Consider the following 15,248-nt stretch of genomic DNA (forward strand, 5'->3'; position numbering starts at 1 on the left):
CATCTGGGAGGATAATATGGGCGACGCAGCGATTGGTAGCGGTCAGAATGTGGCCGACGGCAAGGCATGGTTTGGACACGACCGCTTCGGCATGTTCATCCATTTCGGACTTTACGCTCTCGGCGCACGCCACGAATGGCTGAAGAACCGGGAAGAAATCACCACCGAAGCCTACCAGAAGTACTTCGACAACTTCGATCCCGACCTCTACGACGCCCGCGAGTGGGCGCGCCGTGCGCGAGAAGCCGGGATGAAATACGTCGTCCTCACCGCCAAGCATCACGAAGGCTTCTGCCTCTGGGACAGCAAGGTGACCGACTACAAGGTCACGAACACGCCCTATGGCAAGGACCTGATCGGACCCTATGTCGAAGCCCTGCGTGCCGAGGGGTTGAAGGTCGGCTTCTACTATTCGCTGCTTGACTGGCATCACCCGGATTTCCCGATCGATGCGCACCATCCGCAGCGCAATCATCCCGATGCGGCCAAGCTCAACGAGGGCCGCGACGTCAGGCGTTATGCCAAATACATGCGCGATCAGGTGACCGAACTTCTCACGAATTTCGGCAGGATCGATGTGATCTGGTTCGACTTCAGCTATCCCCGCCGCGTCTACAAGGGCCTGCCCGGCAAGGGCCGCGCCGAATGGGAGAGTGACGATCTCATCAAACTGGTGCGTGAGCTGCAGCCCGACATCATCGTCGGCGACCGTCTCGACCTGCCGCGCGATGCCGATCACATGCCCGATCTTGTCACGCCGGAACAATACACGCCGCGCGTCGCTCCGACGGTTGCCGGATTGCCGGTGCGCTGGGAAGCCTGCCACACCTTCAGCGGTTCCTGGGGCTATTATCGCGACGAGACGAGCTGGAAGGATGCCGGCCAGCTCATCAACATCCTGGTCGACACGGTGTCTCTCGGCGGCAACCTTCTCATGAATGTCGGCCCGACCGGTCGCGGCACTTTTGATGCTCGCGCCATCAAGGCCCTCGACACCTATGGCGAATGGATGCGGCTGAACGGCCGCGCGATCTATGGCGCCGGTCCTTCGACTTACAAGGCTCCGAACGGTTGCCGCTTCACGCAGAAAGGAAACAGGCTCTATCTGCACATCCAGACCTGGCCGTTCCGCCACATCCACATCGAAGGACTGGGACGCAAGGTCAAATATGCCCAGTTCCTGCATGACGCCAGCGAACTTCATTGGCTCGACCCGGATGCCGAAGTCGATTCCAACATCGGTGTCGCCGTCGGTGAAGGTATCCTGACCCTGGAGCTGCCTGTCCTGAAGCCGGATGTCGTGACGCCGGTCATCGAGCTGATCCTCAAGGATTAAGGAGAGAGCCAAGACCAGCCGCCGGTGCACTCATGAGCCGCGAAGCCGAACTCATCGCCGCGATGACCCCCTTGATCGCCGATCTGGCCGAGGACGGCAATGGTGCCGTCGCGCTTGCCGGATCGCGCGGCAAGGGCAGGTCCGATGCGCAATCGGATTTCGACTTCCGCGTCTATGCCGATGCCTATCGCGGGCCGGAAGTTCGAAAAACCGCAGCGTGGCGGCGCTTCGATGCCGCCCTGCGGGGCTGGCAGGCCGAGGGCATCCGCATGGATGGCATCTGGATGCGGCGATATTCCGGCGTGCAGCGCGACCTGGAATCCTGGCTTACCGGCATCGTGGTGCCCAAGAGCTTCGAATGGACGATCTGGGGCTATCATCTGCCGACCGACCTTGCCAGCCAGCAGATCATCGCCGATCCGCGGGGCCTGCTCCTCGGCTGGAAGCGGCAACTGGCGGACTATCCGGAAGCGCTGAGGGCCTCCGTCCTCAGCCAATACATGGAAGTACTGCGCTATTGGGCCAAGGATTATCACTACGAGAGCAAGGTCGCTCGCCGCGACCTCGTCTTTCTCGTCGGGCTGACGGGCAAACTGGCAAACGCCATCCTGCAGACCGTCTTCGCCTTCAACCGGGTCTATTTCCCGGGTGACGGCTGGAACCTGCCCATGGCGGCCGAACTCAAGCAACTGCCGCCTGACTTCCTCCAGCGGATGACCGCCATTTTGGAACCGGGACAGGGGCCGGACACATGGCAGCGCCAGCGAACCGAACTGATCGGCCTGATCGCCGACCTGGAGGCCTTGATCGCGGCCTGAACGTGCCGCCAGACCAAGCCGGAGGGGAGCGTCCGGATCGTGATGAGCGTCACTGCAACGAAAGTCACCGAGGAGGAGAAACAATCATGAAGCGTTCATTGATCTTTGTCGCCGCGCTTGCCGCAAGCGCACTCGCCGGCATCGGCGCCAGGGCGCAGGATGCTCCTGTCACCCTGACCTGGCAGATGTGGGGCCAGCCGAACGATGCGGAACTCTGGCAGCAACTGGCTGATCTCGTCACCGAGCAATATCCCGATATCAAGGTCAAGCTGCAGCTTTCGGGATGGGCGGACTACTGGACGCGACTGCCGGTTCTGGCGGCATCGGGAGAGATCGCCGACATCGTCTCGATGCAGTCGATGCGCCTGCCGAACTTCTATTCGATCCTGGCGCCGCTCGACGACTATGTGAAAAGCGGTGACGTGAAGGTGGCGGACTTCGAGACGTCGATCATGTCCGGCCTGTCACAAGGCGGCAGCCTCTATGCGCTGCCTTATGATGTCGGCCCGTGGATGGTCTTCTACAATCGCGACAAGTTCGCCGCGGCCGGTCTGAAGGAGCCCGCCAAGGACTGGACGTTCGACGATTTCAAGGCCGATGCCAAGGCACTGACGAAGGACGGAACCTTCGGTTACGGCACCCAGGCTTTCGATTTCATCGCCGGCCCCGTCGCGCTCGGCGCGGACTATTTCAACGACGACAATGAATTCGACCTCACCAATGCCGGCTTTGTCGATGCTTTCGGCAAGTATGCCGATCTCACCGCCGAGGATAAGCTCTCGCCCGTCTTTGCCTCGGCAGCCGATGCCTCGGCCGCAAGCGGCCGCTTCGCTTCGGGCAATGTCGCCATGTATATCGATGGTCCATGGTCGCTGATTACCGGGCAGGCCAACGTCAATTTCAAGATCGGCGTTGCACCGCTGCCGCGCGGCAGCGGTCCGTCGCGCTTCATCACCGCCGGCTCCGGCTGGGGCATTTCGGCCACCAGCCAGCACAAGGATGCTGCCTTCAAGGCACTGCAGGTGCTGACCGGCCCGAAAGCCGCCGAAATCCTCGGCTCGGCCGGACGCGCGCTGCCGGCGCGCCTTGCACAGCAAACAGCCTGGTATGACGGCGCTGCCAAGAATGTAGCCGGCACTCGCGAGACGCTGGAATACATGTTCGCCCACACCACGCCGTTCCGCATCAACGACAAATGGAACCAGTTCGAGAATCTGGTGATGCAATATGTGCCGCTCGCACTGACCGGAGACTCGAAACCCGACGTCGTGTTGAGCGATATTCAGAGCCAGCTGCCGTAAACCGGGCACCTCGTCGGCCTGCGGCCGGGCTCGTCCGCCCGACCGCAGCGCCATCGCAGAATAGGAGGGGTCCCATGATGCTGGGCAAACACACCGATATGATCGCAAGGCCAAGGCCACGCTCGCGCAAATGGTTCAGAGGCGAGGGATGGACAGCCTTGTTCTTCCTGCTGCCTGGCCTGATCGGCATCGTCCTGTTCCTCGTGCTGCCGATCCTGGCTTCGATCGTGCTCAGCTTCACCAATTGGCAGCTGCTCGGCTCGGCGCGTTTTGTCGGCATTTCCAATTATGTGCGCCTGATTACCACCGACCCGCAATTCTGGACGGTCTTGCGCAACACCCTCTTCTTCACGGTCGAATATCTCGTATTGAACATCATCATCTCGCTCGGGCTGGCGACCTGGATTTCGAGCCTGAAGATCGGGCAGCGCTGGTTCCGGGTGATCTTCTTTCTTCCGACGTTCACCCCGCTGATCGCGGTTGCCATGGTCTGGATGCTGATTTTTACGAGCGGCGGGCTTTTCGACAGCCTGATGGCTTCGCTGTCGGTGCCATTGGCTGGCGTGCTCAACGATCGCACGCTCGCCATGCAGGCCGTCGTTCTGACCTCGATCTGGGCCGGCGTCGGCTACAATACCGTTCTGTTCAACGCCGCTCTCGACATGGTGCCGGCCACCTATCTGGAAGCGGCGCGGATCGATGGCGCAACGGCCTGGGATCGCTTCTGGAAAATCCGTCTGCCGCTGATCTCGCCGACACTGTTCTTCGGTACGGTCATGACGGCGATCACGTCGCTGCAGGTTTTCGACCAGATCTACGTCATGACGAAGGGCGGGCCGGGATCGTCGACCGCGACGCTCGGCTACGCCATCTACCAACGCGGCTTTCAGAACTTCCAGATGGGCTACGCCTCTGCCATCGCCTGGGTGATGTTCGCGCTGATCATGGCACTGACGGCCCTGCAATTCTGGTTCCAGCGCAAATGGGTGCATTATGACGCCTAGATCCGAAAGCCGAGCACGCCGCAGGATGATGCTCGACATTATCAATCACGCCGCCCTTGGGCTCGTCGCGATCGCCTTCCTGTTTCCGTTCTTCTGGATGGTTTCGAACGCCGTGCGTTCGAATGTCGAAGTGACGGCAATACCGGCGCGCATCCTGCCCGAAGTCTTCGAATGGGGTAATTTTGCCGCCGCCTGGACCCAACTGCCCTTCGGTCGCTTCTTCCTCAACAGCGCCGTCATCGCCGTCTGCGTGACGGCGATCACCGTCGTCGTCTCCTGCCTCTCCGGCTATGCCTTCGCGCGACTGAAATTCAAAGGGCGCGAAACGCTGCTGATCGGCTACATCGGAACGCTGATGGTGCCGCCGCTGATGCTCATCATTCCGCTGTTTCTGATCGTCAACAAGCTGAACCTCGTCAACACCTTCGCCGGCGTTATCCTGCCGATCTCCTTCGGCACCTTCGGCGCCTTCCTGATGCGACAGTTCTTTCTCTCCATTCCCATGGAGCTCGAGGAAGCAGCAAGGATCGACGGCGCATCCCGCTTGCGCATCCTCGTCAGCATCATCGTCCCCCTGTCGATGCCGGCGATCGGGTTGCTGTCGCTCTTCACCTTCATCGGGCAGTGGAACAACTTCCTCTGGCCGCTGATCGTCATGACCGGAGCCGACAACGCCACCCTGCCCGTTGGCCTCACTTTGTTCCAGACGCAACAGGGGACGCAGTGGAACTATCTGATGGCCGGCGCCACCCTTTCCATGCTTCCAGGCATCGTCCTCGCAATCATCCTGCAGAAGCTCATCTACAACAGCATCGCCCTCAATGCGGGCATGGGCGGGCGCTGAAGCGCCGGCCGACAATTTCGGGAGAGATCCATGGCGAAACTGACCATTCGCAACGCCGTCAAACGCTACGGTGCGCTCGAAGTGCTGCATGGCATCTCCGTCGCCGCACAGGACGGCGAATTCGTGGTGCTCGTGGGACCTTCAGGCTGTGGCAAATCCACCCTGCTGCGCATGATCGCCGGGCTGGAAAGCATCAGCGACGGAGAGATCGAAATCGGCGACCGGATCGTCAATGATCTCGAGCCCAATGAGCGCGACATCGCCATGGTGTTCCAGTCCTATGCGCTCTATCCGCACATGACCGTGCGCGACAACATGGCCTTTTCGTTGAAGCTTGCCCGCCGAAGCAAGCAGGAGATCGAGCGAAAAGTGGACGACGCCGCCGCCATCCTCGATCTCGCCGCCCTCCTCGATCGTTATCCCCGGCAATTGTCCGGCGGCCAGCGCCAGCGCGTGGCGATGGGCCGCGCTATCGTCCGCAACCCGGCAGTCTTCCTCTTCGATGAGCCGCTTTCCAATCTCGATGCAAAACTGCGCATGCAGATGCGTACGGAAATCAAGACGCTGCACCAGCGCCTCGGGACCACCATGGTCTATGTCACCCACGACCAGATGGAAGCCATGACCATGGCCGACCGCATCGTCGTCATGCGCGGCGGCCATATCGAACAGATCGGTTCGCCGCTCGAAGTCTATGATGCGCCAGCCAACAGTTTCGTTGCCGGATTTATCGGGTCGCCCTCCATGAACTTCATCGACGGGACGGTTGTCGACGGCGGCGGGGCCCTGGAACTTGAAGTGGCGCACGGACCGCGCTGGCCGCTACCGGATAAGGCTCGATCCTATGTCGGGCGGTCCCTAAGGCTTGGTGTCCGGCCCGAGCACATCGGCATCAGCGAGCAAGGGGTTCAATCCCAGGTCATCATCATTGAACCGACTGGCTCCGATACGCACCTGCAATTGCAGACCGGTCAACAATCTATCGTCGCCGCGGTGAGAGATCGGATCACAGTCTCTCCGGGGCAGCCAATTCAGCTCAGGTACGATGCCCAAAAGGCGCATCTGTTCGATCCGACGAGCGGCAACCGCTTGAACTAGCGAAAGTCGAGCACCTCGCCGCCACCGGTCATCACAAGCTGGTCCGAACGCTGTAATGGCGTGACCCTGCTTGCCGCCTATCATTTTGGTGCAAATGGCCTGATTTCCGGCCGTCGCCCATAGGGCTTCGGACGTCCGCTGGCGTCTGCCGGGCGCCGTCGGACAAACGCGAAGGCGAGTTGATGGTGCCTTCCCTGTTGGCGCTCAAGAACGAGAGGGCTTCGCAGGTTGTCTCGAATCCATGTTGCACGTTACTTCGCAAATTTGTCGTTTAGTATACGTATAAGTTGTGCAGAAAGTGCCCCTCACATCATTATCAGAACGCTCCTCCAGCTGTGGTCGCAGTCATGAAAGAGCTTGGTAAGACACTCATTGAAGTCAATGCTCGAAATCTTGGCGCTCCCTATGCGCGCGACCAGGATCTGGTGAGACGGCTTGCAGCCGAGCAAGAAGTCACGCGCGACTACGCGCAGGGCAATGACCTCCGTTTGAAGACCCTCTCACCGCTGGACATTGCGTTCCTGGAAGCCACCCGCCCTAAACTGGATCTCGACAGTCTTCCGAAGCCAATGCCGCAACCACGACCGCCGGGGGCCCGGCCGGCCGCGACCATGACCCAAGGGCATCAGGCGGAAATGGACGCTGCGCGGATACGGCAAGAGTCGATTGCATTGCGGCAGGGCCGCCCAGTGCTGGCCATCAAAGATGGCGACACCGTTCTGGAGTTTGCTCAGTCCGCTTCCACCGCATGGCGCGAAAAGCTTGTCGCCGCATCGGCGCAGCTTCGCCGGACAATCCCTTCGGTCGGGCGCGTCGAGTTGACCAACTATGTCGCGGCGCCCTCGATTGGCACGGCTTGGATGATCGTCCCGGAGGTCGTCGTCACAAATCGCCATGTGGCGGAGTACTTCGCCCTGCGATCCGCCGGCGGGCTCCGGTTTCTCCTCGGTGACGACCGGCGAATTCCGATCGGCGTCAAAATTGACTTCGCGGAAGAATTCGGCTCGCAGGTCGAACGCGAATTCGACGTTGCGGACATCATCTATCTCGCTCCGATAACCCTGCCCGACATCGCGCTGCTCCGCGTCAAGGGCAGGTCCGGGTTGAGCATGCCGCCCCCTCTGACTCTGTCGAGAACGTCGAGCGTCGGCAAGACGGTCGCCGTCATCGGCTATCCGCACCGTGATCCGTTTCTGCCCGAGCAGAAGCTGATGGATGAGATCTTCTTCAACGGCTACGAACACAAGCAGATCGCGCCTGGCTTCGTCATGAACGAGCTGACAGCGGATATCGAGCACGACTGTTCTACACTGACCGGCAATTCGGGTTCGCCTGTCATCGATCTGGAAAACGGAGAAGTCGTCGGGCTGCATCGCGCAGGCATTTTCCTGTCGCGCAACTTCGCTGTGACACCCGCAGGCATAAGCCAGGCGCTGGAGGATGCGCGACGGCCGCCCATTATCGGCGCCGAAACGAGACAACCGGCTCGGGAACCCGATGCCACGAAATTGGGAGGGGTCATGATGGCGAACAACGAGGTCAAGATAACGATCCCTCTGACAATCACCGTCTCGCTCGGCGCGCCGGGCGGGGCGATGACGGTCAGCGGGACGACAGTGACGGGTCAGAGCGATACGCCACCCCGGACAGGCCTGACCTGGGAGCAGATCGAAGCGGCCATTCCGGCAATCCGTACCATCCTTGCGAGCCGGCGGGATGTGCTTGCCGTCAAGCCGGGCTTCAAGGTAACCCGGGGCGTGATGACGAAAGAGCCGGTTGTCGTCGTTTCCGTAAGGCAGCGTTACGCGCCTGAAGATCTCACTTCGATGGGGCTCCTGCCATTGCCGACGTCGATTGACGGCTATCCGATCGACGTGGCGGTCGCCACGCTCGAAGAAACGCTGGGCTTGGACCTGGAGGCAGCAGCTGAGGCCCCTTGGCAATCCGCCTACAAGAAGCGCAAGCTCAAGGCCGTCAAGGAAGAGATGTCGATAACGTTCTGCGCGAGCCCCGATACGGGCTGGCCCGAACTGCGGTCCTTTCTGAAGAAAGTCGATCAGACCCTGACGGTTGCCATGTACGATTTCGGGGCGCCGCATGTGGTCGAGGCTGTCCGCGGCGCGGTCGCGTCGCCCGGCGCGAACATGACGCTGGTGCTGCAGGAAGGTGAGTCGCTCGACAAGAAGGGAGCAAAGAAGGATGACCTGAAGGACGCGGAGGTTGTCGACCTGCTCGCATCCGATCTCTCTGGCCGCCTGGCCTTCTCCCTCGCGTCTGTCTATCGGCCGGTCGGCTACAAGAGCAACGCGTCAGGGCTCTTCGAAAGCAGCTACCACATCAAGGTTGCGGTCCGGGACAATGCCGCGTTTTGGCTGTCGTCCGGCAACTGGCAATCCTCCAATCAGGCGCCAGTCGACGAAGGCAAGGATATCGGAACACCAACGGGAATGTGGAACGCCTACAATCGCGAATGGCATGCGATCGTAGAGCACGCCGGTCTGGCCAGGACGTTTCGCGACCACATTGAAAGGGACCTGGTTGAAGCGCGCGAGACCGCGCGTCCGGAGGCCCCTGCGATCGAGCGATTTGTCTGGATCCCCATCGAGTACTTCGAGCCCGAAACTGCCGCAATCGAAGCACCGTATCTCCTGCGCAAATCACTGACCATATCGGGCAAGATCAAGGTCCATCCCCTGCTCACACCGGACAACTACGCCGAGGTCGTTGTGGAATTGCTGGATCGAGCGCAGCGACGAATCCTCTTTCAGAACCAGACGTTCAAACCTTCAGGCGACGGGAATGATCGCCCAGGCTTCCGGGAGCTGATCGAGGTCATGCTGCGCAAGCACAGGGATCCGGCGATCGAAGACTTCCGTATCATCATGAGAAACGGCTTCGACACTGATCGTCGGGTCGCGACCAATATTCAACGTCGCGGTTTTGATCTCGAGCGCGTCCGCGTCAACCGTCGCTGCCACACCAAGGGCATCGTCATAGATGACGACATCGTTGTCATTGGCAGTCACAACTGGTCCGGACAAGGTGTCACGACCAATCGGGACGCAAGCCTGGTGATCCAGGATGCGCGCGCGGTCAAGTACTTCGAGGATCTTTTCCAGGCGGATTGGTTGCGCTCCAAACCACCGGAATTTGATGAAGATCGGCCACCCGTCGCCCTCGTCGAGCCGGGCGACGAAACCGTCAGGCCCCGTATGATAAAAGTTCCTCTGGCGGCATGGCTGGCCGAGCAGGAAAGCTGAGCCGAGGTGTTTCATGCGAGATTGGCAGGACTGGCACCTTCGTTGCAGAACGAGTGCAGGGCTGCCACCGAAACCAAACGGGGCAGACGCTCACATTCTGGCGCTTAAGTGCCCCCTGACGTGATCCTCGCCTCAAGCGCTGCGAGCACCTCGCTTGCATCCCATTTCATCCGTACAAACCGCTTGAAAGGCAACCCGTGCTCATCAAGCAACAGCAACTCGATCTGATGCCGGTTGACTGTCTGAGGTCCGAAACCGACAGCGAGTTCAAAACTCTCCTGAACTTCTCCGAAACCATTCGGTGAGCGAAACATGCGGCAGCCTTCGCCAAAAATCAGCCCTCGTTCACGCCCGTAGGCTGCCAGACGGTGAGGCAAGTCGTACGCCGGGTCGTAGCTGATTGCGCCGATCCGAACGCTGTCGCTCAGGTTCTTCTCGGCGAGCGCGCGCTGGAGGCGAGCGAGATTGGAAATTGTGAGCGAGCATTTTTCGGGATTCATGCACCGCGTGTAGAAAAAGGTGAGAATACCGATCTGGCCACGAAAAAATGCCCCAAAAGATGTTCTTGCCCCGATCTGATCCTCAAGGACAAGCTTGCCGGGATCGACCTGCTTCCCGGGTGCCGCGTGATCTGCGCCGCCACAGCAACAGCACTGCGAGCGTTCGGCCGCCGGGCCCGGGGCTTGCATTGGCAGGGACTGGCGACGAGAAGACAGACGCGCAATAGCGTCGTCGATGATGCCCAAGGCCGTTTCGTTTGACGCGATATCGAAGATCGGCTCGAAGCGTTGATACTGGACGTTTACATCCCGCGCGAGAACCCGCACGCGCGCCGCCTTCAACAGGTCCATCGCTTCCTGGCCGTGATCTGCCGCTCCGAGCATCGCCATCGCCGCTGCGGCAATAGTGTATGGCTCCGTTCCGGTTTCGAGCTCCTCAAGGACAATGGGCTCTGCATTGACGGGAAGACCCACCATGCCGAAGGTGGAGAGCGCATAGCCTCGGAACCGCTCAATCTCCGGCGCCGTCAGCAAGTGCATGAAGGATGACTGTTCGGCGAACAGCGGGACAAGATCCTGGGCGGGAAGCAGGCCCTGCCGTACCTTCTCAATATGATCGACCGCTGCGGACAGATCGCCAGGGGCTGGACTCATCGCCGTTGAAGCACCTTGGTCAGGACCTTGCGCAGCCGCGCATCCTTTGTGCTCGAAGACAACTGTTCAAGAGTATCCGACAGGTCCTGTCCGAGCGCTCCGGCGCCATTCATGCGATCCAGGATAACCACATACCGGGTCTTGAGGGCATCGCTTTCCTTGTCATCGGCTATGATGCGCAACGCCTCATTCTGAAATGCTTGCGGATCAACGGAACGCAGGCTCGAGGCCCCCAACGACCGCAGTTGATCGGGCAGAGACTGATCCTTGATGATGTCGGTGAGCAGGTCGACCGCGGTGGGGTCGGAGGCCATGGCCCTCACCGCTTCTTCCTTTGCGCCGGGATCAGAGGTTCTGGCAAAAACCTGTTTGGCAATGCTTGCGGCATCCGCGTGATCGTCCTGGGCCAGCAATTGCACCGCTTTCGCCTCGGAGATGGCAGCCTTGGTGGGGTCCGTCAGCCCCTCGGTCAGCACTTGGCGGGCCACCGGGTCGCCTTCTGCTGAGAGATACTCAAGCGCACTTTGCCGCAGGGGGTCTTCCTCCTTCAACGCGATGCCCCTCAGAACGTTAATGAAGGATGCTTGGAACGGGCTGAACTTCGGGCCCGTGAAAGCCGCCGCCTGCAATTCCCGTAGCGCACGGCTACGTTCTTGCAAGCCGGCGTTACCATCTCTCAACAGTTCGATTTTTGCAGACACAGAACTGTCATCGCCCGAGGAACGCGCTTCCGGAGTGCCCAGCGTTTTTGATGCTGCGGTCGACCTTTCGATCCTCTCGCCATACTGTTTCCGATACTCATCGACATTCATCTTCGATCTCCCGGCTCACCGCCAACGCGACGTCGCTGTCAACTGACGGCGTCGGCGATTTCGAATGGTACATCGTCATAATCGAAGCCCTGATGCGGTCCGCCCTGCACGCCCTGAAAGTCGAGCATCGAACGAACCTTGGGGCTATTTCCAGGTGCGGTCGTCAACGGAGATGGCGCAAGCGTCCCGCCAGGCGCGGCCGGAGGGCGTGGATCACCGGTCAGGCCGTTCCACGGCCACATCGTATCATTAAGATTGTGCCCAATCCGGAAATTGTTGCCTTGCGGAAAGGACTTGGGATCGGTATCGGCGTGTCGCTTATAGAACCATTGCCACTTCGCCCAAAGCCGATCCACGTTGCAATGAAGCAGGAAGAACAGCGGGTCTTTCGGCGCCGTTGGCGGCCGCCGGATCCAGCCGGAAAAGCTTGTATGCGCATAGCCATGCGGGTCGAGTTCAATCCCGCTGCGACCAAGATCATTCTCGTTAAAATAGGAAAAGTTGGCAAAAACGCCGTCACCGAAGCCGACTGTCGCGTCCTCATCCTTCAGATCCGGCGGCGCTTGCGCGGTGTCGAAATCTGGCGACCTCAGGATCCCGATACCGCTATCTGTTCCCCAATCATTAAATGGATGCCCGTTGGAAAATTCGAGACGGCCAACAGAATTCGCAACCCCCAGGAACTCACGCGTAAAGACGTTTGGGGCCGGCTTGTTGAATTGCCAGTATGGCAGCGCGACTTCCGGCACGAGCGCCTGCAATTCCCGCTCCAGATCGAGCAGATAGGCACGATGCCAAGGCAGGAAGCCATAGTTGCCGTGGGATTCGTCCAAGGTTCCCCGTATGTGCATGGTGCGGAAATCGGTGAAACGACCCGCACCTCTGGCATTGAGCTTGCCGAAGGCATCCACCAGCCGATCGCGTTCGGCCACCGTGAGTGCATTGGCGCTTTTTCGTACGCGAACCATCGCCTCGACCGTGGCCAGCTCGGCACCGTTACTGACCCCTATTGCGGTGATAACCGCGTCACCGAACTTCTCGCTCGGCGATCCGAAGTCTCCGGCAACCCAGAACCGCACAGGCGAACCATCGCCTGGCATGCTCAGGCGCAAACTGGGCGTGCCGCGATGCGTTTTGAACGTCTCGAAGACGACCTGACCTTTTGATCCGGTGCTACGAAGTTCGATTTCGACAGCTTGTTGGCCACCCGGACCGTCAAGGAGGCGAGCAGTGGCTGGAACCGGGGTCCAGGACAGAAAAACACGCCCGTCGGTGCCGGTACTAAACACGTCAATCTCAACGCGCATCGCCCCCTCCCGAAAATGGTGGCACATCCTGCGCCACCAAAACCAAGAAATTCTAGCATTGAACAGCCTCTCGTACAATTACAGGTCACAACACCTTGATTCACTATTGCAATCCTAGTGATACATACCGGGTAACAGATCCGCCTATACCACCGGCAGGGATCGGTTCAGGTGGTGGGTTTGCCGACCGGGCCACCTGCGACAACGCGGATTGATTTCCGCCGAAAGGCTGCTTTCGTCCGGCGCGACGTGCCCCGCTACCGCCGCCATTTCTTAGGCCCGAGCACCTCTGACATTCGCGGCAGGAAGGAAAGCTCGTAATCAATGGCGAGGCGCAAGGATAAGGAGTTACACTTTTGCCAAACGCCCCTGCGGGAAAGTGTAGGACGTCCTGGCACTGTCATCTTCCGCAGGCTTCCGCCCCCGACCCAAGGTTGCTGATTTTATCGATACACGTTGCACAAGTGGGCGGGATGGCTTATTGTTGGCAACACCTGCTTTAGGCATTTATGCATAAAAATGCACTTGGCGTTGGGGTTCAAACGGTATCGGCTTCACTCACCGGCCCCTACTCGTCGTTCAGATCAAGTATTGAACATTGAGTATTGTCTTTAAAAACCTGTCATCGGGGGGATAATACTATGGCAAAGTCAGCAAGGCGTAGCGTCAGCGGCCACGGCAACAGCACATCAGGTCTTGGCACGGTGGTGCGATTTACGCCCAAGGCAAGCAGCGACGGCGTACAGCAACTTGAGAAAAGTGGGTTTCGCGTGGCGTCGTCGAAAGATTTCCGCAGCGCGGCTGCGGTACCAAACGACTTTGACGGAGCCGATGTTCAGTACTTTGAACGTTTCGGCATCGCGATTGTGCGCCGAGACGGCGAGAAACTGAAGCCCATGCTGGAAAACGCGGTGCAGCGCAAAGTTGTAAGCGCAGTTCGTCCCGAGCGATCCTACCGCGCCCTTGGTGGTCCAGCGACAAGGCAGTTAGACTGCAAGCCGGACACGAGCATCCTTACAACAGCTCAGAATTTCGACTATCTACTTGGGTATCGTGACGGCGTAAACGACCTCATCGATCGTTTGCTGGGCAGAAAGGCGGCCGGGGGCCTCATCGCTTCCACCGTCTTTGACGAGACGAGCAGCACTTGGGGTCTGCAGGTTGTCAGAGTTCTCGAAAGCGCCTTGAGTGGGGCCGGGATAAAGGTGGCGGTGCTCGACACCGGATTCGACGAAACTCATCAGGACTTTGTCGGTCGGGCAGTCAAGAAGAAACTCTTCGCAACAAATAGTTCCCAGGATGACGTACACGGTCATGGCACGCACTGCATTGGGACGGCGTGCGGTCCGCTACGACCGACCACCGGGCCACGTTATGGCATCGCCTACGACGCAGAAATCTACGCGGGAAAGGTGCTGGGTGACGATGGTTTCGGAACCGACCGATCGATTATCGCGGGCATGGACTGGGCGTTGGACGAGGGTTGCCACATTATTTCAATGTCGCTGGGCGCTCCGACGCAAGTTGGTGACTCGCCAAGCGACGATTACGAGCAAATCGGGCGGGTATGCCTCGACGCCGGAACTCTGGTCGTTGCCGCCGCTGGGAACGAGAGTACGCGTCCTCAACGCATAGCGCCGGTCGGCTCTCCGGCGAACGCGTCCACGATCCTGGCGGTTGGCGCCATCGACCGCTCGCTCGATCCGGCGTCATTCTCATGCGGCGGCCTGAACCCGGGCCAGGAAGTCGACGTTGCCGCCCCCGGCGTGGACATACTTTCGTCTTTGCCAGATGATAAGTATGATCGTTGGGATGGCACCAGCATGGCGACCCCCCATGTCGCAGGCGTTGCGGCGCTAATTGCCGAGTCTGATCAGAAGCTGCGGGGATGGGCGTTATGGGCACGCTTGATTCAGATTACGAAGCCCCTCCCCCACCCGGCAAGAGACGTCGGCAAGGGGCTGCTTCAAGCAAAAGGAAGCGGTGAAATATGACCGATAAGATCGGAGTCACGATACGGGTCGATATGAGCGAGAGCCGCCGTTTGAGCGAGATTGTCGAGGCCCTGAAGTCGCAAGGCCTCGAAGAAGTGGAGAGCCATGAGCGCTTCATGATTGTAAACGGTAGTGTCGATCCTCATGCGGTGGGTGCGCTTCGCACTGTGAAGGGTGTCTCGTCAGTCCGCGAGGATAGCACCTACAAGACCCAGGCGAGCTGACCGGATCATTCGACCGACGTGTAATCTGAATCGGACCGAGGAAGTCGAGCGTCGCGATCAGGACAATGGCCTGTTGGCAGAAGGGTTGGAGATGTG

Annotated in this window: 12 protein-coding genes; 9 read left to right on the forward strand and 3 right to left on the reverse strand. The window is 59.8% G+C overall.

The window, feature by feature from the left end:
* The first annotated feature begins 16 nt into the window (after positions 1 to 16).
* The 7 genes from C1A35_RS23810 (at position 17) to C1A35_RS23840 (ending at position 9,661) form a co-directional block, all read left to right on the forward strand.
* Entirely contained in the window at positions 17 to 1,336 is a 1,320-nt protein-coding gene (locus C1A35_RS23810; protein WP_104666748.1) for an alpha-L-fucosidase, read from the forward strand.
* A gap of 32 nt (positions 1,337 to 1,368) precedes the next feature.
* Positions 1,369 to 2,154 carry a DUF4037 domain-containing protein gene (locus tag C1A35_RS23815; protein ID WP_104666749.1) on the forward strand — a complete coding sequence of 262 codons (786 nt, stop codon included), beginning with the start codon at positions 1,369 to 1,371 and terminating at the stop codon, positions 2,152 to 2,154.
* 86 nt (positions 2,155 to 2,240) lie between these two features.
* A complete protein-coding gene (locus C1A35_RS23820) occupies positions 2,241 to 3,455 on the forward strand; it encodes an ABC transporter substrate-binding protein (protein ID WP_104666750.1) in 1,215 nt (404 codons plus the stop codon).
* A gap of 98 nt (positions 3,456 to 3,553) precedes the next feature.
* Complete coding sequence (locus tag C1A35_RS23825; RefSeq protein ID WP_440271561.1) at positions 3,554 to 4,459, forward strand: carbohydrate ABC transporter permease; 906 nt, start codon at positions 3,554 to 3,556, stop codon at positions 4,457 to 4,459.
* Entirely contained in the window at positions 4,449 to 5,303 is an 855-nt protein-coding gene (locus tag C1A35_RS23830) for a carbohydrate ABC transporter permease (RefSeq protein ID WP_104666751.1), read from the forward strand. The genes C1A35_RS23825 and C1A35_RS23830 overlap by 11 nt, the downstream gene beginning before the upstream one ends.
* 30 nt (positions 5,304 to 5,333) lie before the next feature.
* Positions 5,334 to 6,401 (forward strand): ABC transporter ATP-binding protein, encoded by a 1,068-nt coding sequence (locus C1A35_RS23835; protein ID WP_104666752.1) that lies wholly within the window; start codon positions 5,334 to 5,336, stop codon positions 6,399 to 6,401.
* Positions 6,402 to 6,748: 347 nt separating this feature from the next.
* Positions 6,749 to 9,661 carry a phospholipase D-like domain-containing protein gene (locus C1A35_RS23840; RefSeq protein ID WP_104666753.1) on the forward strand — a complete coding sequence of 971 codons (2,913 nt, stop codon included), beginning with the start codon at positions 6,749 to 6,751 and terminating at the stop codon, positions 9,659 to 9,661.
* Positions 9,662 to 9,765: 104 nt separating this feature from the next.
* On the opposite strand, the gene C1A35_RS23845 is transcribed toward C1A35_RS23840, so the two are convergent.
* The 3 genes from C1A35_RS23845 to C1A35_RS23855 are packed head-to-tail and all read right to left on the reverse strand — an operon-like array spanning position 9,766 to position 12,934.
* Positions 9,766 to 10,815, reverse strand: a complete 1,050-nt coding sequence (locus tag C1A35_RS23845; protein ID WP_104666754.1) for an SCO family protein — start codon at positions 10,813 to 10,815, stop codon at positions 9,766 to 9,768.
* The gene (locus C1A35_RS23850; RefSeq protein WP_104666755.1) at positions 10,812 to 11,627 is read right to left on the reverse strand and encodes a hypothetical protein; all 816 of its coding nucleotides are present in this window, start codon (positions 11,625 to 11,627) and stop codon (positions 10,812 to 10,814) included. The genes C1A35_RS23845 and C1A35_RS23850 overlap by 4 nt, the downstream gene beginning before the upstream one ends.
* 38 nt (positions 11,628 to 11,665) lie before the next feature.
* A complete protein-coding gene (locus tag C1A35_RS23855) occupies positions 11,666 to 12,934 on the reverse strand; it encodes a tyrosinase family protein (RefSeq protein ID WP_104666756.1) in 1,269 nt (422 codons plus the stop codon).
* 641 nt (positions 12,935 to 13,575) lie between these two features.
* Here C1A35_RS23855 and C1A35_RS23860 point away from each other — a divergent pair.
* A complete protein-coding gene (locus tag C1A35_RS23860; RefSeq protein ID WP_104666757.1) occupies positions 13,576 to 14,928 on the forward strand; it encodes a S8 family peptidase in 1,353 nt (450 codons plus the stop codon).
* On the forward strand, positions 14,925 to 15,152 hold the full coding sequence (locus C1A35_RS23865; protein WP_104666758.1) for a hypothetical protein: 228 nt from the start codon (positions 14,925 to 14,927) through the stop codon (positions 15,150 to 15,152). Before C1A35_RS23860 ends, C1A35_RS23865 begins: the two co-directional genes overlap by 4 nt.
* The last annotated feature ends 96 nt before the right edge of the window (positions 15,153 to 15,248 follow it).

Source organism: Ensifer adhaerens (assembly GCF_002940685.1).
GTDB classification, from domain to species: Bacteria; Pseudomonadota; Alphaproteobacteria; order Rhizobiales; family Rhizobiaceae; genus Ensifer; species Ensifer adhaerens_E.

Bases quoted from the DNA above. Each gene is read 5' to 3' on its own strand.
- C1A35_RS23810 (WP_104666748.1), top strand. From the start codon at position 17: ATGGGCGACGCAGCGATTGGTAGCGGTCAGAATGTGGCCGACGGCAAG.
- C1A35_RS23815 (WP_104666749.1), top strand. From the start codon at position 1,369: ATGAGCCGCGAAGCCGAACTCATCGCCGCGATGACCCCCTTGATCGCC.
- C1A35_RS23820 (WP_104666750.1), top strand. From the start codon at position 2,241: ATGAAGCGTTCATTGATCTTTGTCGCCGCGCTTGCCGCAAGCGCACTC.
- C1A35_RS23825 (WP_440271561.1), top strand. From the start codon at position 3,554: ATGATCGCAAGGCCAAGGCCACGCTCGCGCAAATGGTTCAGAGGCGAG.
- C1A35_RS23830 (WP_104666751.1), top strand. From the start codon at position 4,449: ATGACGCCTAGATCCGAAAGCCGAGCACGCCGCAGGATGATGCTCGAC.
- C1A35_RS23835 (WP_104666752.1), top strand. From the start codon at position 5,334: ATGGCGAAACTGACCATTCGCAACGCCGTCAAACGCTACGGTGCGCTC.
- C1A35_RS23840 (WP_104666753.1), top strand. From the start codon at position 6,749: ATGAAAGAGCTTGGTAAGACACTCATTGAAGTCAATGCTCGAAATCTT.
- C1A35_RS23845 (WP_104666754.1), bottom strand. From the start codon at position 10,815: ATGAGTCCAGCCCCTGGCGATCTGTCCGCAGCGGTCGATCATATTGAG.
- C1A35_RS23850 (WP_104666755.1), bottom strand. From the start codon at position 11,627: ATGAATGTCGATGAGTATCGGAAACAGTATGGCGAGAGGATCGAAAGG.
- C1A35_RS23855 (WP_104666756.1), bottom strand. From the start codon at position 12,934: ATGCGCGTTGAGATTGACGTGTTTAGTACCGGCACCGACGGGCGTGTT.
- C1A35_RS23860 (WP_104666757.1), top strand. From the start codon at position 13,576: ATGGCAAAGTCAGCAAGGCGTAGCGTCAGCGGCCACGGCAACAGCACA.
- C1A35_RS23865 (WP_104666758.1), top strand. From the start codon at position 14,925: ATGACCGATAAGATCGGAGTCACGATACGGGTCGATATGAGCGAGAGC.